Annotated in this window: 13 protein-coding genes and 1 pseudogene; 10 read left to right on the forward strand and 4 right to left on the reverse strand. The window is 43.9% G+C overall.

The window, feature by feature from the left end; translation table 11 throughout:
* Positions 1–10 precede the first annotated feature (10 nt).
* Genes DW121_RS01175 through DW121_RS01185 form a run of 3 tightly spaced genes read left to right on the forward strand, consistent with a single transcriptional unit; the run spans position 11 to position 4269 of the window.
* Positions 11–2230 carry a S9 family peptidase gene (locus DW121_RS01175; RefSeq protein WP_118322852.1) on the forward strand — a complete coding sequence of 740 codons (2220 nt, stop codon included), beginning with the start codon at positions 11–13 and terminating at the stop codon, positions 2228–2230.
* Positions 2227–3096 (forward strand): lipoyl synthase, encoded by an 870-nt coding sequence (gene lipA, locus DW121_RS01180; protein WP_118322853.1) that lies wholly within the window; start codon positions 2227–2229, stop codon positions 3094–3096. The genes DW121_RS01175 and lipA overlap by 4 nt, the downstream gene beginning before the upstream one ends.
* Before the next feature lie 54 nt (positions 3097–3150).
* A complete protein-coding gene (locus tag DW121_RS01185; RefSeq protein ID WP_118322854.1) occupies positions 3151–4269 on the forward strand; it encodes a hypothetical protein in 1119 nt (372 codons plus the stop codon).
* Here DW121_RS01185 and DW121_RS01190 read toward each other — a convergent pair.
* Positions 4235–4939 carry an SAM-dependent methyltransferase gene (locus DW121_RS01190; RefSeq protein ID WP_118322855.1) on the reverse strand — a complete coding sequence of 235 codons (705 nt, stop codon included), beginning with the start codon at positions 4937–4939 and terminating at the stop codon, positions 4235–4237. The genes DW121_RS01185 and DW121_RS01190 overlap by 35 nt on opposite strands.
* 114 nt (positions 4940–5053) lie before the next feature.
* Complete coding sequence (locus DW121_RS01195) at positions 5054–5911, reverse strand: enoyl-ACP reductase (RefSeq protein WP_022218190.1); 858 nt, start codon at positions 5909–5911, stop codon at positions 5054–5056.
* Between the two features lie 343 nt (positions 5912–6254).
* Here DW121_RS01195 and DW121_RS01200 point away from each other — a divergent pair, with 343 nt between their 5' ends.
* The 4 genes from DW121_RS01200 to DW121_RS01215 all read left to right on the forward strand — a co-directional run bounded on the left by DW121_RS01200 (position 6255) and on the right by DW121_RS01215 (position 11619).
* Positions 6255–7856, forward strand: coding sequence for a glycoside hydrolase family 28 protein (locus tag DW121_RS01200; RefSeq protein ID WP_118322856.1), 1602 nt, complete (start codon positions 6255–6257; stop codon positions 7854–7856).
* A gap of 108 nt (positions 7857–7964) precedes the next feature.
* Positions 7965–9194, forward strand: a complete 1230-nt coding sequence (locus DW121_RS01205; RefSeq protein ID WP_118322857.1) for a DUF4861 domain-containing protein — start codon at positions 7965–7967, stop codon at positions 9192–9194.
* A gap of 31 nt (positions 9195–9225) precedes the next feature.
* A complete protein-coding gene (locus DW121_RS01210) occupies positions 9226–10902 on the forward strand; it encodes a glycoside hydrolase 43 family protein (protein ID WP_118322858.1) in 1677 nt (558 codons plus the stop codon).
* Positions 10903–10956: 54 nt separating this feature from the next.
* Positions 10957–11619, forward strand: coding sequence for an HAD family hydrolase (locus DW121_RS01215; RefSeq protein WP_118322859.1), 663 nt, complete (start codon positions 10957–10959; stop codon positions 11617–11619).
* Here DW121_RS01215 and DW121_RS15755 read toward each other — a convergent pair.
* The gene (locus tag DW121_RS15755) at positions 11588–13258 is read right to left on the reverse strand and encodes a BACON domain-containing protein (RefSeq protein ID WP_410492036.1); all 1671 of its coding nucleotides are present in this window, start codon (positions 13256–13258) and stop codon (positions 11588–11590) included. The two genes, DW121_RS01215 and DW121_RS15755, sit on opposite strands and share 32 nt — an antisense overlap.
* A gap of 99 nt (positions 13259–13357) precedes the next feature.
* Positions 13358–13975, reverse strand: a pseudogene (locus tag DW121_RS15760) (BACON domain-containing protein); the annotation flags it as partial.
* A gap of 349 nt (positions 13976–14324) precedes the next feature.
* On the opposite strand from DW121_RS15760, the gene DW121_RS01225 reads away from it, so the two are divergent.
* From DW121_RS01225 to DW121_RS01235, 3 genes are read left to right on the forward strand one after another with little or no spacing between them, the layout of a single operon-like run.
* A complete protein-coding gene (locus DW121_RS01225; protein ID WP_233555751.1) occupies positions 14325–17588 on the forward strand; it encodes a SusC/RagA family TonB-linked outer membrane protein in 3264 nt (1087 codons plus the stop codon).
* A 21-nt stretch (positions 17589–17609) separates the two neighbouring features.
* A complete protein-coding gene (locus DW121_RS01230; protein ID WP_118322861.1) occupies positions 17610–19679 on the forward strand; it encodes a RagB/SusD family nutrient uptake outer membrane protein in 2070 nt (689 codons plus the stop codon).
* 15 nt (positions 19680–19694) lie between these two features.
* Positions 19695–21506, forward strand: coding sequence for a hypothetical protein (locus tag DW121_RS01235; RefSeq protein WP_118322862.1), 1812 nt, complete (start codon positions 19695–19697; stop codon positions 21504–21506).
* Positions 21507–21624 lie beyond the last annotated feature (118 nt).

Consider the following 21624-nt stretch of genomic DNA (forward strand, 5'->3'; position numbering starts at 1 on the left):
ATTAAGAGATATGAAAAAGATAAGTTTTGCACTTCTTTTCTGCCTTTATACGCTGGCAAGTTTTGCCCAAAGCGGCAAACCACTCGATTTAAAAGAAATTGTATCCGGAGAGTTTACCCCTCAAAGTATTTCAGGCGTAATCCCTATTCCGGGAGATGGAGAGCACTATTCGCAAATGAATGCGGACAAGACGCAAATCATCAAATACTCTTTCAAAACAGGCAAACCGGTGGAAGTATTGTTCGATGCCGCCACCGCCCGCGAATGCCCGTTTAAGAAGTTCGACAGCTACAGCTTTGCTCCGGACGGCAGCAAGCTACTTATCGCAACGGAAACGACTCCTATCTACCGTCATTCTTATACGGCAGTACATTATATATATAGCCTGAAACGAAATCTGGACGGTAAGATAAACAATGTAGTAGAGAAACTGTCCGACGGCGGGCCGCAACAGGTGCCGGTCTTTTCGCCCGACGGATTCCAAGTGGCTTTTGTGCGCGACAATAACATCTTCCTTGTAAAACTCCTCTACGGCAACAGCGAAAGCCAAGTGACCGAAGACGGCAAACGCAATGAAGTGCTGAACGGCATCCCCGATTGGGTGTACGAAGAAGAATTCTCTTTTAACCGTGCATTGGAATTCAGCCCCGACAGCAAGATGTTGGCATTCATCCGTTTTGACGAACGGGAAGTTCCGTCTTATACTTTCCCGGTATTTGCGGGAGAAGCGCCCCATATCGCTCCTTATGAAAAATATCCGGGTGAGTATACCTATAAATATCCCAAGACGGGTGAAAAGAACTCAAAAGTATCTGTACATACGTTTGACATCAAGTCTAAAGTAACCCGTAAAATCAATCTTCCGTTGGAAGAAGGAGGATATATTCCCCGCATCCGTTTTACGCAAGACCCGAACAAGCTTGCCATCATGACGCTGAACCGCCACCAAAACAGGTTCGACTTGTACTTTGCCGATCCTCGCAGCACTGTCTGCAAACTGGCGGTGCGTGACGAAAGCGATACGTATATCCGCGAGAATGTATTCGACAACATCATCTTTTATCCGGAAAACTTCAGCTTTGTAAGCGAAAAAAGCGGATATAACCACTTGTACTGGTACAGCATAGCCGGGAACCTCATCAAGCAAGTCACCTCCGGTTCCTATGAGGTACAGGACTTCTTGGGCTATGCCCCCGAAGACGGCAGCTTCTATTACAGCAGCAATGAAGAAAGCCCGCTACGTAGCGCTATCTACAAAATAGACCGTAAGGGAAAAAAGACTAAATTATCATCACAGACCGGCACAAACAGTGCGCAGTTCAGTACAGATATGAAGTATTTCATGAACCGTTACTCCAATCTGGACACTCCGACTGTCATTACCCTGAACGACAATACCGGCAAGACACTTACCACGCTCGTAGACAATGCCGCCTTAAAACAAAAGCTAAGAGGATATGATATGCCGAAAAAAGAGTTTTTCTCTTTCCAAACCTCCGACGGCGCTACCCTGAATGGCTGGATGATGAAACCGACAAACTTCTCCTCCGGCAAGAAGTATCCGGTTCTGATGTATCAATACAGCGGTCCGGGTTCACAACAGGTCCTTGACAAGTTCGGCATAAGCTGGGAAACCTATATGGCATCACAAGGTTATGTCGTGGTGTGTGTAGACGGACGCGGAACAGGCGGACGCGGTGCGGAGTTCGCCAAAGGCACTTATCTGAATCTCGGCATCAAAGAAGCCAAAGACCAAGTGGAAACCGCCCTGTATTTAGGACGCCAGCCCTACGTGGACAAAGAGCGTATCGGCATCTGGGGCTGGAGCTATGGCGGATATATGACTATTATGAGCATGAGCGAAGGAACTCCTGTGTTCAAGGCAGGTGCTGCCGTTGCCCCTGTCACCGACTGGAACTATTACGATACCGTATACGGCGAACGCTTTATGCGCACCCCGAAAGAGAATGCCGAAGGTTATAAAGCCTCATCCGCTTTTACCCGTGCCAACAAATTGCATGGCAATCTGTTATTGGTACATGGCATGGCCGATGATAATGTCCATTTCCAGAATTGTGCGGAATATGCCGAACATCTCGTACAGCTTGGCAAGCAGTTTGATATGCAGGTTTACACCAACCGCAACCATAGTATATTCGGTGGTAATACCCGCTTGCACCTGTATACCAAATTGACGAATTTCTTTAATCGGGAGTTGAAAAATAAATGAGCGAAAGAATACGCAAGCCGGAATGGCTCAAAATAAGTATCGGCGCCAACGAACGTTACACCGAGACAAAACGTATTGTAGAATCCCACTGCCTGCACACTATCTGCAGTAGCGGGCGTTGTCCTAATATGGGAGAATGTTGGGGAAGGGGTACAGCCACCTTCATGATAGGCGGAGACATCTGTACCCGTTGCTGCAAATTCTGTAATACGCAAACAGGCAAGCCTATGCCTCTCGATCCGCAAGAGCCGGTACACGTAGCCGAGTCCATCGCCTTAATGAAACTCTCGCACGCCGTGGTCACCTCTGTGGACAGGGATGATTTGCCTGACCTCGGCGCTGCCCATTGGGCGCAAACCATCCTTGAAATCAAACGCCTCAATCCGGAGACAACCGTCGAAGTATTGATACCCGACTTTCAAGGCAGAAAGGAACTGGTGAACATGGTTATTGCAGCCCGACCGGACATTATCTCCCACAATATGGAGACGGTGGAACGCATCAGCCCGTTGGTACGAAGTGCAGCCCGCTACGAAACCAGTCTCGAAGTACTGCGACAAATATCCGCAAGCAGTACTACCACCAAATCCGGTATCATGGTCGGTCTTGGAGAAACTCCGGACGAAGTGGAGGAATTAATGGACGACCTGCGCAATGCGGGCTGCCATATTCTCACTATCGGACAATACCTGCAACCTACACATAAACATTATGCGGTAGCCGAATACGTTACCCCCGCCCAATTCGCCGCTTACAAAGAACTCGGATTAAAGAAAGGATTCACTCAAGTAGAAAGCGCACCATTAGTACGCTCCTCCTATCATGCAGAAAAATCAACCCAATATCTACAAAAAAGGATGAAATAAAGAACATTTTATACAAGCCGTTTGTTAAAAAGGAAACGGCAAAATAGCGTAGTAATGGGCAAGCAAAGAGTTCTATCATCCAAGTTTAATATGTCTCTGGGATATATCCCCGTCATTATATCCATTATATTATGTGAGTTCATAATGCAAGACATAGCCATCTATATCGGTACAGGTGTAGGGGTGCTATCCAGTATCTATATGTCACAACGCAAAGGCTCGCATATCCCTCAAATCATACTATACTGCACGACAGGAATGTTACTGTTACTGACAATAACATCACTTTTCGCCACCGACTATTGTCCGAAAGCGATGTTTCCGTTCACCTTGGAAATTAGCGCCATCATTCCACCGCTTATCATCTTCTTGAACAGGAGGCGTTTCCTGAATTACCACGAAGCACAGACCCATAAGTGCTGTAAACAGTTCTTTGCACAAGGAGCCGAAGCCGCAATAGTATCCGCCCGCGTGCTGCTGCTAATCGGGTTCTTTCATTTTCTAATCATATCACTTGCCATATTGTTCGGTCACCCGCTAAGTGACACGATGCGCCATTTTTTATTCCGCATCCTCCCACCCTGCGTATTTATACTGAGCATCTTGTTCAACCAGTTCGGCATCTACTATTTCAATAAGGTGATGAAACACACCGTATTCGTCCCCATAGTGACTAAAAAAGGAGATGTCATAGGAAAAGCAATAGCATCGGAGGCCATCAACCGAAAAAATGATTATATCAATCCTGTTATCCGCATCACCGTAGCATCACATGGCATGCTATTCTTATTACCACGTCCTCAATGCAGTATACTCGACAAAGGAAAAACGGATATATTAATGGAAAGCTACTTATTATATGGTGAGACCTTAGAGCAAGGCGTAAAACGTGTATTGCTGAAAACACTACCGACAGCTCCTCTGCAAAACCTGTATTTCAACTTTACATATCACTTTGAGAATGAAGTAACCAACCGTCTGATTTATCTATTCACTCTTGATTTGGATGATGATTCCATCTTATGCAATAAAAAGTTTAAAGGCGGAAAGCTTTGGACATTCCAACAAATAGAACATAATCTTCATCGAAACTTCTTCAGCAGTTGCTTCGAGTCTGAATACGAACATATAAAAGAGATTATTTATACAAGAGAAAAATACAAGGAATCTTAGATAAATCGGGAACTTTTCCCTGCCATTCCTTCACTGTTTTAGTTTTGATATATTCCCTTTCACACGTAATATCGGCAGCGATACAGAGTTTGGTTTGGGGACGGCAGTTATGCAAAATATCCTCTATCATCTTATTGTTGCGGTAAGGAGTTTCTATGAAAAGCTGAGTTTGATGTTCGTTGTACACACGTTGTTCCAATGCCTTCAGCTTCTTAGCACGTTCTCCGGGTTCAATCGGCAGATAGCCGTGAAAGGCAAAGCTTTGTCCGTTGAAACCTGAGCCCATGACCGACAATATAATTGAAGAAGGACCTACCAAAGGAATAACCCGCAGATTCTTACGTTGTGCCATCGCCACTACATCCGCTCCCGGGTCGGCAACAGCCGGACATCCGGCCTCAGAAATCACCCCCATCGAATTGCCGGCTTCAAGAGGCTTCAAATATCCGGAAATATCTTCCGGTGATGTATGCTTATTAAGCGTATAGAATGTAAGCGAATCGATATCTATTTCCCTATCTACCTTTTTCAGAAAACGACGTGCCGAACGTACATCCTCCACTATAAAATGCCGGATAGTCAAAATCATTTCTTTGTTATAAGAAGGTAGTACTGTTTCAACCGGAGTATCGCCCAAAGTAACAGGCAATAAATAAAGAGCTGTTTCCATATAAAAAAAGTGATAGAATGGAAGAGTGAGAAAGTAATAGAGTGATAGGGTGTAAAATGTTGGAAATATCCTGCCATCACTTACCACCTTATCACCCTAGCACCTTTGTTTCTCTTATCCGTAGATTATATTTCCGTTTTCGTCCTTATATTCATCCAGACCTTTCTCATAAGTGGCCATAGCACGCAAACTCATACCTACGCTGGAGAAACCTCCGTCGTGGAACAGATTCTGCATGGTGACTTTACGGGTCAGGTCGGAGAACATTACGATACAGTAATCTGCACATTCATCAGCCGAAGCATTGCCCAAAGGAGACATACGGTTGGCAAAATCGAACAACTTGTCCATACCCTTTACACCTGAACCGGCAGTAGTCATGGTAGGAGACTGTGAAATGGTGTTGACACGCACATTGTGTTCGCGTCCGTAGATATAACCGAAGCTGCGGGCAATAGATTCCAACAGTGCTTTTGCATCTGCCATATCGTTGTAACCGTAGAACGTACGTTGCGCAGCTACATAACTCAATGCCAAGATAGAACCATATTCGGCAATAGCATTCATCTTTTTGGCAGCCTGTATCATCTTGTGGAAAGAAACAGCTGAAATATCCAACGTCTTACCCAACATATCATAATCCAGGTCATCATATGTACGTTTTTTGCGTACATTGGGAGACATACCGATAGAATGGAGGACAAAGTCAACCTGACCGCCCAACACCTCCATGGAACGTTTGAATACATTCTCCAAATCTTCTACACTGGTAGCATCTGCAGCGATAACTTCGCAATTCAGCTTCTCAGCCAATGCAGAAACTTCACCCATACGCACTGCGACAGGTGTATTGGACAAGGTGATAGTTGCACCTTCTTCTACTGCTTTTTCTGCTACTTTCCAGGCAATGGACTGCTCATTCAGAGCACCAAAAATAATGCCTCTTTTTCCTTTCAACAAATTGTAACTCATACCTTTTTTAATAAGTTTTGAGCTGCAAAGATAGTGCAAAAACCCCGAAAGCACACAAAGAAAAGCCTAAAACCACAAAAAATACACCAAAACCAACAATTAGTACACATCTTTTCAGCTAAAGCCCGATATTTTTGCAACGTAGTAATTAAGAGGTTTTTTCATAATATTTATTTAAGGTTAGAATTAGGTTAACATGAATCATTTATTATTTCTTTCGTAGGCCACTCGCGAGGGCAGCTTACGAGAGGATAATAAAAAAGGGATGAAAGTCTTTCTGAAAATGCCGCTTAATTCATTAATCACAAATTACAATTCATAATTCATTAATATAGTATCACGAATGAACACATTATTAAAAAAACTATTTACGCTTAGCACATTTTCTCTTGCTTTACTGCCTGTACAGAATGATGTTTATGCCCAATACAAAAGTCCTATAGACGAAAGTATCTATAAAGAGCTTCCTTTTAGTATGCCAAAAGTCGAGTTGCCCTCGTTTCCGGATTATACAGTCAATATCCTGCAGTTCGGAGCGAAAAGTGACGGAACTACCCTAAACACAGAAGCGATTAATGACGCAATCAAAGCTGTCAACGCAAAAGGCGGAGGTAAAGTAGTGATTCCGGAAGGATTGTGGCTGACAGGGCCTATCGAGTTATTGAGTAATGTCAATCTGTATACGGAAAAGAATGCATTAGTTGTCTTTACAGATGACTTTAACGCTTATCCCATTCTTGAAACATCGTTTGAAGGTTTGAATACCCGCCGTTGCCAGTCTCCTATTTCAGCACGCAATGCTGAAAACATAGCAATTACAGGTTATGGTGTATTCGACGGTTCGGGTGACAGCTGGCGTCCGGTAAAGAAAGGCAAACTCACAGCCGGTCAATGGGATGCCCTCGTCAAGTCGGGCGGTGTAGTGGACAAATCCATATGGTATCCCACCGCCGGTTCATTGAAGGGAGCGTTAGCCTGCAAAGAATTCAACACTCCTGAAGGTATTGAAACAGATGAAGAATGGAATGAAATACGTCCATGGCTACGCCCGGTATTACTAAATATAGTCAAGAGCAAAAAAGTTTTATTGGAAGGGGTAACATTCAAAAACTCACCGAGCTGGTGTCTTCACCCGCTGTCATGCGAGCACATCACTATCAACCAAGTAAAGGTATTCAATCCCTGGTATTCGCAGAACGGTGATGCTTTAGATTTGGAATCCTGCAAAAACGCACTGATAATCAACAACATATTTGACGCCGGTGATGATGCTATTTGCATCAAATCCGGAAAAGATGAAGACGGGCGCAAACGCGGCGAACCTTGCCAAAATGTTATTGTAAAGAACAACACCGTACTGCACGGACATGGCGGCTTCGTAGTAGGCAGCGAAATGTCCGGCGGTGTGAAGAACATCTATGTAACAGACTGTACGTTCCTCGGTACAGACGTAGGTTTGCGTTTTAAAAGCACCAGAGGACGCGGCGGTGTCGTAGAAAGCATCTACATCCACAACATTCACATGATTGACATCCCTCACGAACCCTTGTTGTTCGATTTATTCTATGGTGGTAAAGCTGCCGGTGAAGAAACAGAAGAAAATTTGAAAGGCCGTATGAAAACAGCTGTTCCCGAAGTAACTGTCGAAACGCCTTCTTTTCGCAATATTCACATCTCCAACATTATCTGTAAAGGATCGGGACGTGCTATGTTCTTCAACGGATTGCCGGAAATGCCCATCAAGAATGTAACTGTAAAAGATGTAATCATCAACGACGCCCAAGAAGGCATTGTCATCAGCCAAGCAGAAGGGGTCGCACTGGAAAACATACGTATCGATACTAAAGGGCACACATTGGACGTGAAAAACGCCAAGAATCTGAAAGTTGACGGAAAGATGTATTCCGCCATTGGTGCAGAAGGAAAAATATTGGATTTCAAATAATCCCAATAAGAGCAATAAGCGCAAAGCAGACAGTTTTTTTGCCAAAAGAAAAAGAACTGTCTGCTCTTTTTAGTTTAATTTTGCCACAGTTAATTAAACACATTCCTTATGAAAACGCCCTTTTTAACCGGTTTTCTATTCTTGTGCGCAAGTACTCTCGCCGCACAAGTACAGACAAGCACCAAAACTATCTCGGTAGAAGTAAGTAACTCATGGAGCAAAGATAAAATCGATGCTCCGATAGTATTAAGAATCCAAGACCTGCAACCCGGTTTCCGTGTTCGCTCAGCTATTGTAATGAACGGTAATAAAGAGATACCCTCACAGCTGGATGATTTGGACGGTGATTTGAAAGTTGATGAGTTGGCATTTGTCATGAATATTCCTGCCAAAAGCAAAGAGACGCTGACAGTAACCTTATCTTCCGCCAAAACAGATAAGACCTATCCGGCACGTGTCTTTGCCGAAATGCTGATACGAGATGCCAAGAAGCAGAAGCATGCTCCTACACAGGCAGTCACCGTACCGGGTACGACCAATTTTTATAATATGCTGCATGGACATGGGCCTATGTTTGAGTCGGAGCTGGTTGCATACCGCGTTTATTTCAATCAAAAGCAAACAATAGACCCCTATGGCAAATTCAACAAAGGGTTGGAAATACAAGAAAGCGGTTTTTATCCTAATGATGAACAGCTTGCACGTGGTTTTGGCGATGATGTGCTACTGGTGGGAAACAGTTGCGGCATCGGCGCTCTGAAAGGATGGAACGGAACAAAAGCGACTCATATAGAACCGATAGCCTTCCGCACGGAAAGTATTCTCGCTTACGGCCCTATACGCACAATTGTTGATGTTGCGGTAAAAGGCTGGGAGTATCAAGGAAAAGAACTGAATATGACTAACCGTTACATTCTTTATGCAGGCCACCGCGATCTGCTTGTAGAAACCTTTTTTGATGAGCCGCTGAAAGATGAAGTTTTTTGTACCGGTGTACAAAATATTATGGGTAACGAAACACTCTCTGAATCCGATCACAAAGGTTTAGTAGGCAGTTGGGGAAGGCACTGGCCCGTAAACGACACTGTAAAATATGCAAAAGAAACGATAGGAATCGCCACTTACATCCCGCAGAAATACGTCCGCAAAGAAGTAAAAGACAAAGATAATTTCCTTTATACGCTTTCAGCCCCCGGCAGCAAAGGCTTCCGCCACTACACCATGTTCACGTCATGCAAGGAAACTTTCGGTTATCCTACTCCCGAAACATGGTTTGCCCATATGCACGAGTGGAAAGAAGAACTGCAACATCCGGTTCTGATAAAAATTGAACATTAAGAATTTAAACATTAAAGAATCAAATCGTAACATGAAAACCAGAAGCGCACTTTTAGGACTCAGCCTGCTGCTCACATTACCCTTGACAGCACAAGAGAAGAATTATGTTTCCGAGGTATGGGTGGCCGACCAAGGTAACGGTAAATATAAGAATCCGATACTCTATGCAGACTATTCCGATCCGGACGCCTGCCGTGTGGGAGAGGATTTCTACATGACTTCCTCCAGTTTCAACTGTCTGCCGGGTTTGCAAATCCTGCACTCCAAAGACCTCGTTAACTGGAATATCATCGGCGCTGCCGTCCCCTACTCCCTCGCTCCTGTTGAAACACCGGAACGTCCGGAACATGGTAACCGTGTATGGGCGCCTGCCATTCGTCACCACAACGGTGAGTTCTACATATTTTGGGGCGATCCCGACCAAGGCGCTTTCATGGTGAAAGCGAAAGATCCCAAAGGGCCGTGGACAGACCCCGTACTCGTAAAGCCGGGTAAGGGTATTATAGATACATGCCCTTTCTGGGATGAAGACGGAAAAGTATATATGGTACATGCCTACGCCGGAAGCCGTGCCGGATTGAAAAGTATCATATCCATATGCGAACTGAATGCGGATGCCACCAAAGCCATTACGCAATCACGCGTCATTTTCGACGGACATGAAGCACACCAGACTTGTGAAGGTCCCAAACTTTACAAAAGAGGAGATTATTATTACATCTTCCACCCGGCAGGAGGGGTACCCACCGGTTGGCAGGTCGTACTCCGTTCCAAGAATATATACGGTCCTTACGAATGGAAAAAGGTACTGGCTCAGGGTAATAGCCCAGTCAATGGTCCTCATCAAGGAGCATGGGTGGATACTCCTACCGGTGAGGACTGGTTCCTGCACTTTCAGGATGTCGGCGCTTATGGGCGCTTGGTACATTTGCAACCCATGAAATGGGTAAACGACTGGCCTGTTATCGGTATTGACAAAGACGGTGACGGCTGTGGCGACCCGGTACTGGTTTATAAAAAGCCGGATGTAGGTAAAACATACCCCATCCGTACTCCGCAGGAGAGTGACGAGTTTGACGGCTACACCCTTTCTCCACAGTGGCAATGGCATGCCAACATCAATGAAAAATGGGCTTACTATGCAGGAGATCAAGGCATAGTCCGACTCTACTCCTATCCTGTTATCAAAGAGTTCAAAAATCTATGGGACGTAGCCAACTTATTGTTACAGAAAACTCCTGCCAACAATTTCACCGCTACCATGAAGCTGACCTTCAAGCCTACGGAGAAGTACAAAGGAGAGCGTACCGGACTGGTCGTTATGGGTCTTGACTACGCCGGACTGATTTTAGAGAATACAGACAAAGGTTTAGTATTATCCCAAGTATCTTGTCCCAAGGCAGACAAAGGTACTCCCGAATCTGTGAACGGAACTATCAATTTAAAAGACAACACGATTTACTTGCGTGCCAAGTTCACCTCCGATGGAAAAAAGATTTCCAAGAGCGAAGGCGGGCACGACCTTTTGGTACTATGTAATTTCAGCTACAGCCTCGACGGTAAGAAGTATCAACCGTTAGGTAAGCCGTTTCAAGTAAAAGAAGGTAAATGGATTGGCGCCAAGGTGGGAATGTTCTGTACTCGTCCGGCTATTGTCACCAACGACGGCGGTTGGACAGATGTAGACTGGTTCAGAATTACGAAATAACAGTTTTTCGATGAATTATCGTATCTTTGCGCCTGAAGCAATAAGATAAGAATAATGAAGAAACTTGTTATATTCGATTTGGACGGTACTTTACTAAATACAATTGCCGATTTGGCACAAAGCACCAATCATGCCTTGAGCATGATTGGTTATCCTACCCACGAAGAGTCTGCCTATAACTTTATGGTAGGCAATGGGATTAATAAACTTTTTGAGCGTGCTCTTCCCGAAGGGGAAAAGAGTGAAGAGAACGTACTCCGTGTACGCAAGGAATTCATTCCTTATTATGACGTGCACAACGCAGACAAGAGCCGTCCGTATCCCGGCATTCCCGAACTACTGGAGCAACTACAGTTGCAGGGACTACAGATAGCTGTTGCATCCAACAAGTATCAGGCGGCAACACAAAAACTGATAGCCCACTATTTCCCCGGAATACGTTTCATCGCTGTTTTCGGACAACGGGAAGGAGTCAATGTAAAGCCTGACCCTACCATTGTAGAAGACATTCTGACCATTGCCAAAGTAAATAAAGAAGAAGTACTCTACGTAGGCGACTCCGGAGTGGATATGCAGACAGCTATCAATGCCGGCGTCACTTCCTGCGGAGTAACTTGGGGATTCCGCCCACGGACGGAATTGGAGGAATTCCGTCCCGATTATATTGTGGATAAGGCGGAAGATATTATAGACCTCCTTCTACCTGCTTTTTCATAATATCTTTCACAAGATAGTGCAAATACATCTCTAAGTTCGTATAATTCATGTCCGGATCAAGTGTCTTGCTGTTGCCGTCGTTCGCATCATTAGGATTCAAACCAAATTCTATTTCAAAATCATCAGGCATACCGTCACCGTCCGTATCCGTCACATCAATGGAAGTATCCGTCTTCAAAGCCGGATAGGGATTTCCGTTCAGTTCCGGTAAGGCAGAAAGTATATCTTTAGGAGTATTTATATAGCCGAGCCCGGCACTGTTATCGGTAGCCGTACAAGTAGCCAGCCCATTCTTCACATCCCCCAAAATCAGTTTATCTATGGCGTCACGGTAATTGCAGGCGCCGACATACTCCATTACCTTGACATAGGCATCCGTTGCGGAATGAGTTGTTACGCCTCCTGTCTCCACAACCAACGTTTCTTTTCTGATATCTTTCTTAACGTCGTCCGTCCAAAGATAATCGACCTTTTCATTATTGTCTTGTTGCTCATAAACACCCTTTTCCCAATTATCCGCCGTAACATCCGCATATCCTTCCACCGTGTTGCCATCAATATAGAATGTACCCCACTTGTGCAACGAAGGCTGCCAAGAGTTCCAATTACCATCTTTATCCTGACAGTACGCAGTCGTACGCACTCCAATCTTGGCAATGCGATAGCGTGTGCGTTTGCTGGTGCCGGCAGAGTTAGTGGCAGGCCCCGGCTTATAATAGTTGTTTACTATATTCATATGCTGGTTCTCACCGCCATAGCAGCCTTCACCCGACCAGTTATAATAAACATTATTGCGAATATCAACATACTCACTCTCCTGAGTTGTAGAACGAGGACCAAGACGCGGAACACGACTTTTGCAATGAGCAATCATATTATGATGATAAGAAGCACGATTACCTCCCCAGTTCCCGCCATAACCGTGCGAACCCTTACCATGAGTTGAGTTGTGCAGAGCCTGCGCTGCAAGGCACCATTGCACGGTAGAGTTCTCCATGCCATATACCGACAGGCATTCGTCCACGCTCCAACTCATAGAACAATGGTCCACTATGATATTTTTCTTGTCCATTCCCCCCAAACCATCAGGTTCGGCTCCACCGATATCTCCCGGACGGAAACGAAGAAAACGGATTATAACATCATTAGAATTAATCCAGAACTGATAATCAGCGATACAGATACCGCCGGGGGACGTCTGTCCGGCAATCGTCAGATAATCTTTCTGAGTTTTAATATCCGATTTCAAATGAATTGTACCTGCTACGTCAAACACAATTGTCTTAGGCCCGTCTTGTCCTAACGCCCAACGTAACGTACCTTCTGTACCGTCATCCTCCAAACTGGTGACGTGATAGACCTTGCCCTCACGACCGCCTACGGTATTCTTTCCATGACCTTCAGCACCGGGGAAAGCGGCGAACTCCACCTGCTCCATTGACGGATGAGAACTGTATTGCACGATTCGTACACTATCAGAAACTCCCTTTTTACTCGTAAAGACTATTTCCGCCCTGCGGGAAGTATCTTCATCATTTGCATCAACCGTAAAGTGATGGGTATAAGTAGACATGCCTTTAGTTGCCGGCTTTTCCCTAATCCAATCAACACCGGCAGGTAACTGAATGGTATATTCCACATTACTTTGCAATTCTATTGTTATATCCTGCCCCTCAGCAGGTATCTTATAGTTGGTTTCATTCAGTACAATAGTTGGGATACTTCCTGCCTGATAAACGGTTACCGTCTCCAACAAATCACCGCTCTTGAAAGTGATAGCGCCTTCACGCTTTTCATCGGACATATTCTCCGATGCTGCGAATTTTAAGACAGAAGTAGAGAGGGCACGTGTTTGGGTAACAAGACGTAACCAATCCCTGTCTTCTTCACTGACTTCACTTGTAAAACTCACATTTGCTTTTACCTCCACAGTAAACTCTTCCCCTTCTCTTTTTACCTCCACCTTGCCGGAAGTCAACAGAATTGCATCTTTCTGTTTTTGTGTGACAGTTACGTATTCTACAGCATCGCCACAAGTGATGGTCACCTTAGAGTTACGCTCATCATAGCTGCCATTCTCTCCGGCTGTAATGGTAAGAATAATGTCTCCTCCCGTTTCCCCGGAAGCTGGCGTTACTGTACACCAAGTTTTTTCAGCTTTAGCAGTCCAAGCCTTATTGGCTGTAAAGGTTACAGACACCGCCTCTTTGCCGTCAGCAGAAATTGAAGTAACCGGTTCAATAAGTTTTTCTATTTTCCCTGTTGTCACATCTGTTGAGTCTTTCCCTTCCGAATCAGAGCTACATCCCCATGTAAAGAGAAAGCACAGTAATAGTATCCACTTGCTTTTATCCATATCGCATAGTATTAAATTATTAGTATTATAATTATAGTTCGCAAATGTATATAGTCCTACCCATCCTTATGTGTACTTTTTGATTTTCAACTTGTCCTTTTCCTTGTTTCCTGCTATACAACATATTTACAAGAGGATTTAAGTGACAAAATATTACAGAGAACAAAAATTACATACCTAAAAACAAATATTCCACAAGTCATTTTTCACGTTAATCTACATTTGCATCGATGAATTAACAGTGTGCACGAACACACACAACGAAAAATCACTTTTTTAATAAACAAATATGCAAAGAATGTCTAAAATGAAAAACATGCGCACGGCGTTACTATTCCTCTTAGTAACCATGATATCGCTTAGTATATCAGCGCAAAATGTAACCGTAAAAGGTACTGTGAAAGACAAGACAGGAGAAACCGTTATCGGTGCTTCTGTAGTCCAAAAAGGGAATACCGGTAATGGTACAATCACTGACATTGACGGTAACTTTACCCTAAGTGTTCCGGGCAATGCAACTTTAGTCATCTCTTATGTGGGAATGACAACACAGGAAGTTGCCTTGAAAGGAAAAACTCAAATCAATGTTGTTTTGGAAGATGACGCACAAGCCTTGGAAGAAGTGGTAGTCATCGGTTACGGTACAGCTAAAAAGAAAGACTTAACAGGTGCGGTCAGCACAGTAAAAGGAGCCGACTTGGCTAAAGTTCCCGTGACCAATGCAGCCGAAGCATTAACCGGTAAACTGGCCGGTGTGCAAATCACAACGACTGACGGCTCGCCTGATGCAGAAATGATTATCAAAGTGCGTGGAGGCGGCTCTATTACCGGAGACAGTTCTCCTCTTTATATAGTAGACGGCTTTCCGGTATCAAGTATCAGCGACATTGCTCCAACCGATATTGAAGACATCACCGTGTTGAAAGATGCAGCTTCTACCGCCATCTACGGTTCACAAGGTGCTAACGGTGTAATATTAATCACCACTAAAGGGGCTAAAGGCGGAAAGACAACCGTCAGCTATAACGGATATGTACAAGGAAAAACAATCCGCAAGACTTTGGATGTAATGAACCCCTATCAGTTTGTCATGTACAATTACGAGCGTCAAGCTCTTAGAGGCGCTTCCGCCATCAGAGGTTTTGAAGAACGTTATGGTGCATATGGCGACTTAGATTTATACAAATACCAACAAGGTCACAACTGGCAGGAAGAAATGTTCGACAACAGCGACCTGTCTCAGTCACATAACATCAGCATTACCGGTGGTAGCGAAAAAACCAAATTCACATTAAGCGGAACTTATGCCAACGACAACAGCTTAATGGAGAACAATGGATACAGACGTTACAATATGAATTTCAAACTGAAGCATGAACTATACAAGAATCTAAGTCTGGACTTTGGCGCACGCTTGGCCGATACCGAAACCAAAGGTGTGGGTACAGGTGGTGGCTCATACAAAATCCGTTCTTATGATGCTTTAATGAAAGCTCCTGTAAACGGTCTGTATGACCAAATTGATATTGATCCGAGCACGCTTCCGGAAGAAGAATATGAAGAATATGTTAACGCAACACGCAGCTTGAAAGATCAGGTTAACGACTACTGGAGAAGAAAGAACGAGCGTCGTTACAACTTCAATGCAGCCATCAACTGGAATATCACAAAGAACTTCACCTATCGTGCAGAAGGCGGTTACGACTATACCTTCTTCCAACAAAAAGACTGGTATGGCCCAAGAAGCAGCAAAGCTGTCCAAGACGGTCAAGGATTGCCAATGGGCGAATGGGAAAAGAAAGACTCATGGAAACTTCGTGCAGCACACACTCTGACTTGGAAACAAAAATTCAACAAGATTCATGATGTGAACATCATGGTAGGACAAGAATATGTGGCATCCAACAGCGAAAGCAATGAAATTATCGGCAAATTCTTCCAAGAAGATATCACTCCGGAAAAGATGTTCGCAAGTATGGCAGCCAATTCCGGTGCTACAGGTTCACGCACTATTTCTTCTCAATTAGGACAAGAAGACAGGACAATATCTTTCTTCGGACGTGCCAATTACAGTCTGTTAGACAAATACCTATTGACCTTCACCATCCGTGCGGACGGTTCTTCCAAATTTACCAAAGGCAACCGTTGGGGATATTTCCCTGCCGCAGCTCTCGCATGGCGTGTAATAGAAGAACCATTTATGGAACCTGCCAAAGAGTTCATGTCCAACTTGAAGCTCCGTTTATCTTATGGTACTGCCGGTAATAACCGTATCGGTAATTCTCTGTACGAAACCAGCTATAAGGCATACTCCGGCGGTAAATACTATGGAGCCGGTGAAGAGCAGAATCCTCACTATACATTGAACAACGACCAGCTTGCCAACCCCGACTTGAAATGGGAAACAACAATTACCCGTAACGTCGGTTTGGACTTCGGCTTCTTTAACGAAAGACTTACCGGTAGCATTGATTATTACTGGAACACAGTTAAAGACCTGCTCATAGAACAAAGCATCACAGCCATCGGCTACAAGACCATGCAGCAGAATATCGGCCAAACCTCAAACCGAGGTGTTGAATTGAGCTTGAACGCAGCTATTCTTCAAAAGAAAGATTACTCTTTGAACTTTAATTTCAACATCGGTTTCAACAAAAACAAAGTTGACAAATTAGCAAACGGCATATCATCCATGTCGTACAACTCCGGAGCATTCTCCTCGGATATGCGTGGACGCGACGACTACCGCGTAATCGTAGGTGAGCCTTTAGGCATTGTATGGGGATTTGTGTATGACGGCATATATGGCGTAGATGACTTTGTCACTTATACAGATGACAACGGCAAGACCCAATTTCAGTTTGACAAATCCGGAAATTATATCCTGAAAGAAGGCGTTACAGACAACACCTACACAACTGCAAGCTCTTACGGAGGTCTCCGTCCGGGAGCTATGAAACTGAAAGACCAAGACGGCGACGGTAAAATTACAGAAAAAGGCGACCGTGTAATCATCGGACGTACCCAACCCAAGTTTACCGGTGGTTTCGGTTTAAGCGGTAACTACAAATGGTTCGACATATCCGCCAACTTCAACTTTGTGGTAGGCAATGATGTTTATAATATGGACAAGATGGTATCTTCTCAATCCTACCGTAACTCTTACGCCAACCTCCGTGCAGAAATGGCTCCTGTAACATTAGGCGGTAGGGCATGGACCTATCTGGATCAGTCAAACGGTACTATCATTACCGATTATGAGACTCTGAAAGCCATGAATGCCAATGCCTCTTACTGGTCTGCCACTACCATGTCCGACAATAACCCTGTACCTACCTCATGGGCAGTAGAAGACGGTTCATTCCTGCGTCTGCAGAACCTGACCGTAGGTTTTACCTTACCTAAAGACTGGACAAGAAAGTTCGCTTGCAATCAACTTCGTCTGTACTGCACGCTCAACAATCTGTTCTGCATCACCGGTTATGACGGTTACGACCCTGAGGTGAACTCAGCTATCCGCAACAGCAAGACAAGCGGTGTCACTCCGGGTGCCGATTACTCTGCATATCCCAAATCATTCTCTTGGACAGCAGGTGTCAACATTACATTCTAATTAATAAATAATTGAAGAAACATGAAGAAGAAATTTATATATATAGCAACTTTAATCTGCGGCCTGTTCCTCACATCCTCTTGTGATGATATGCTCGACACAGAGTCCTTGTCCACAGATGACTTATCGTACGTATGTTCCAATCCTACGGACGCACGCAAGATGGTCTCTCACGTTTACTCATACTTTTGCGAAGATACCTACACCTCACGTATGGGTACCAACTGGATGCAAAATACAGATATTGAAGTAGGTTTCATCAACAAAGCTCAAAGAGAAAATACCGACCGTCGTGGAGTATGGGGATTGAATATGAAATATTTCAGTGATATTCTGAACTGCTGGGACAACACCTACAAAGCTATCGACTTTGCCAATCAGTGTATCAAAGGCATAGAAGCAAGCGAACGTTATACCGAAGGGGATAAGGACATGAAGCAACTCCTCGGAGAGGCTTACTGCCTGCGCGCCTATTGGTACTGGATGTTGTGCAACTTTTGGGGAGACGTACCTTTTGCCACAACACCGTCAACTAAAGATGAAATGCATAACGATCCGCGCACTGACAAGAACATTATTTATACACATTGTATCCAAGACCTTATCAACATCGAAGAAGATATGCAATGGAGCAATGAAATCGGTGTGGAATATATGAACCGTGAATTTGCATTAGGTTTTATTGCCAAGCTGGCTATGTTCCGTGCAGGCTACTCTATGCAAGCAGACGGAACAATGGCACGCTGCACAGAAAGCGGTGAAGAATATACCGTTACTTACACTGATGAAAACGGAAATGAAGCGACAGCTTCTTCAGCCGATGATTATTATAAAGTAGCAAAAGCTTATGCACTTAAACTCATCAAACTGAAAGACCGTGCTCTGAATCCAGACTTCAAAGAAATATTCGACAACCAAATCAATGGCTGCAACCCCGCTAACGGAGATGTATTGTTCGAACTCGGATACGTTACCAACTCTGGCGGTGATATAGGCTGGTGTCATGGTTTAAGTGTAGTAAACAGTTCCAAAGGTTCAGGTACTACTTATACCAACTTAACTCCGAGTTATGCTTGTTCTTTTGCCCCTACAGACCAACGCCTGTCTGCCACATGTGCCAACTATCGCTGGCTGTACGACAATAAGCAGAATGCAGTAGACGGATTCAGCGTACAACCCGCAAAATGGTGCCGTCTGGATTTGGTGACAGCCACAGAGAGCAAAGGTACAGGTATCAACTGGCCTATCTTGCGCTATGCAGACGTCCTGCTGTTGCTGGCAGAAGCTGAAAATGAGATTAATAATGCCCCTACACAAACAGCCAAAGATATGCTGAAACGAGTACGCGAGCGCGCATTTGCCAATGCTTCCGACAAAACTGCCCAAGTAGACAATTACATCAATGCTTTGACAGATCATGACGCATTTAAGCAAGCCATCATCAATGAAAGAGCTTGGGAATTCGGTGGTGAGAATATCCGCAAATTCGACCTTATCCGTTGGAACTACTACAGTGACGCTATCGTAAATACAATAGAATGGATGCGCGACATTGCCATCAACTACCAACAGTTGAAACTGGAAGGGGGCGAACTGATTTACGACAAAAACCAACCGGTAGAAGCCAAGAACATTGCATCACGCCTCTACTTCAAATATCAGGAAGGTAAAGTCGTATTCGAAGCCGGTAACAACAACTTGTACACTACATATTACGACCGTTCCGAGAGTCCTTACAAAGAAGCAGAAAGCCTGAAAGACGATGATATCAAAGACGCAGGTGCTACATACGAAGGTCTGAAATATGTAAGTTTCGTAGACGGATTTATCAGTGTCAGCGAGAAAGACCCTGAAACCAATCAAGCTTACGGAAAGGATGAAGCCGGAGATCCCATTAAGAAAGGTGTGGTAAACGAAAAAATCACTTCTTCTTGGTATGGTTTGACCGCAGGTGTATTGGTGACAGGAGCAGAAGACATCTCAAGCTTGAGAACCAAAGTGACTCCTTATGTATTCCCTATCCCGTCAGACCGTATCATGTCATCGGGTGGTGTATTATCTAACGATGGTTATGCAATCCGTAACAAATAAAAAAACAGCAGTATTATGAAAATCAAGAAATATATATCAATCATGTTTCTTGCGTTGACAGCAAGTTACACCTTTACCGCATGCAGCGATGATGACTCCCTCGGTGAAGCTCCTCGTCTGTTTCGTCCGGTAACATCACTGGAAGTGAAAAACAATAATCTGGTAGCTACTTGGGAAAACATCAAAGGAGCTACAGACTATGTGTTGGAACTGTATCGGGTAACCGGTACAGACGACCAAGACAACAATACCTACGAACTCCTGTCGGAAGTTTCTTGTCAAACTTCCCCCTACACTTTCGAAGGGCTGAACTGGGACGAGAAATACATGGTGAAGATTAAATGTAAAGGCATAGGCAAAGAGTCCGAACAATACCAGACTCTGGATGCAAACATTGCTTACATCTCTCGCTTGTCAGGAACTAAAGCCATTGACAATGCAGTACGTATCAGTTGGAAAGAGGCCGGTGGCTCCAATGCCGATATCATCAAGGCCATTAAAGTTGTAACTGAAACTACCGCTCCCGATGCAGCAACAAGAGCCGAGGGAGAAGATGGTAGCGAAACTACCGCACGTATAGAATTGGTATCTGAAGCAGAACTTAATGCCGGATATAAAGATATCTTTAATCTGAGTCCCGAAACGAAGTACACTTTTTATGCTTACAAAGATGACGAGATACTGGATAACTCAACGTATGCAGGTAAGCTGAGCACAACAACAGCAACACCAGTAAACTTTGGAGAAAGTTTTCCTGCAGGTTATATTGATTTGCGTAATGAAGATCATGACTCACAGAAAATACTAAAGGATCCTGAATTTTGGAATAAACTTACAGAAGGAATGGGGGTTATTTTAAAAGGTGAAACCGATTATGTTGTTGATACCAACAATTCTGAATTAACAAAATCCATAACCTTTATGACAGGTCCCACATTAGGTGGAAATGCCCGAATTCTTGCTAGCAGCAATATGAGATGTCCGCAAAATACAAATATAGAAAAAGTACAATTTATTAATATAGATTTCTATGGAGATAAAGCACTCACTACTGAAAATGAAATAGTAAAGGTTAACCCTAATTTCATAAAAGATTTATCTTCTATAAGCATATCTTCTGGTGGTCAAATCATTTGCTTAGATAAAAAGAATTCTTCCATTAAAGAATTAATCTTCAAAGGATGTTATATTGAAGGTGGACGTGGTACTATACGCACGAAAGAAGAAACAGCGGCTATCGTTAATGCAACTTTTGATGGATGTACCATTAACGGTGTAGGAAATCAAGGTGTTGTAACAACTGACAACAAAGCAAGTGCTTGGGAAAAGATTACATTCAAAGATTGTACAATTACTAATATTGTAATGTTATGTGATATGCGTAAAACAGCTGGAGATATAACTTTCAACATTGAAAACTGTACATTCTGTTATGCACCTTTAGAAACCACAGCTAATGCTAACACACCGTTATTCCGATTCAATGGAAATGAAAAGGTCGTGACATTGAATATCAGTAAAACAATCTTTGGTCCATCATTGGCAACAACAGGAAGTGCAGGTACTAACCGTTTAGCATATACTGCCGGAGTAAAAGGTTCAATTTTTGTAAATCCCAATAATAATTTAAACGCAGGGGTTAGCCATAGTTATAAAACTAATTTTATATGGTGTGAAGATTCAAAAGGAAAGACATATCCTCTTGATGGTCTTCTTCCCTTAGATTTTGATGAGAAATCTTTGTGGCAAGACCCCGAAAACGGAGACTTCAAAGTTATTGGTGTCATTGGTGAAGACGGTATCGGCGCTTCCAAATGGTTACAATAACTAAACACCTAAAACTATAAAAAGTAAGGGTTGGCTTCAAAGCCAACCCTTACTTTTTATACATCAATCCCCCCTTCCACCTTCCACACCCCCCTATCCGTCGGGCTTTGCGGGTGGA

It is taken from the genome of Bacteroides sp. AM10-21B, from assembly GCF_003472565.1.
GTDB classification, from domain to species: domain Bacteria; phylum Bacteroidota; class Bacteroidia; order Bacteroidales; family Bacteroidaceae; genus Bacteroides; species Bacteroides propionicigenes.

Bases quoted from the DNA above. Each gene is read 5' to 3' on its own strand.
- DW121_RS01175 (WP_118322852.1), top strand. From the start codon at position 11: ATGAAAAAGATAAGTTTTGCACTTCTTTTCTGCCTTTATACGCTGGCA.
- lipA (WP_118322853.1), top strand. From the start codon at position 2,227: ATGAGCGAAAGAATACGCAAGCCGGAATGGCTCAAAATAAGTATCGGC.
- DW121_RS01185 (WP_118322854.1), top strand. From the start codon at position 3,151: ATGGGCAAGCAAAGAGTTCTATCATCCAAGTTTAATATGTCTCTGGGA.
- DW121_RS01190 (WP_118322855.1), bottom strand. From the start codon at position 4,939: ATGGAAACAGCTCTTTATTTATTGCCTGTTACTTTGGGCGATACTCCG.
- DW121_RS01195 (WP_022218190.1), bottom strand. From the start codon at position 5,911: ATGAGTTACAATTTGTTGAAAGGAAAAAGAGGCATTATTTTTGGTGCT.
- DW121_RS01200 (WP_118322856.1), top strand. From the start codon at position 6,255: ATGAACACATTATTAAAAAAACTATTTACGCTTAGCACATTTTCTCTT.
- DW121_RS01205 (WP_118322857.1), top strand. From the start codon at position 7,965: ATGAAAACGCCCTTTTTAACCGGTTTTCTATTCTTGTGCGCAAGTACT.
- DW121_RS01210 (WP_118322858.1), top strand. From the start codon at position 9,226: ATGAAAACCAGAAGCGCACTTTTAGGACTCAGCCTGCTGCTCACATTA.
- DW121_RS01215 (WP_118322859.1), top strand. From the start codon at position 10,957: ATGAAGAAACTTGTTATATTCGATTTGGACGGTACTTTACTAAATACA.
- DW121_RS01225 (WP_233555751.1), top strand. From the start codon at position 14,325: ATGATATCGCTTAGTATATCAGCGCAAAATGTAACCGTAAAAGGTACT.
- DW121_RS01230 (WP_118322861.1), top strand. From the start codon at position 17,610: ATGAAGAAGAAATTTATATATATAGCAACTTTAATCTGCGGCCTGTTC.
- DW121_RS01235 (WP_118322862.1), top strand. From the start codon at position 19,695: ATGAAAATCAAGAAATATATATCAATCATGTTTCTTGCGTTGACAGCA.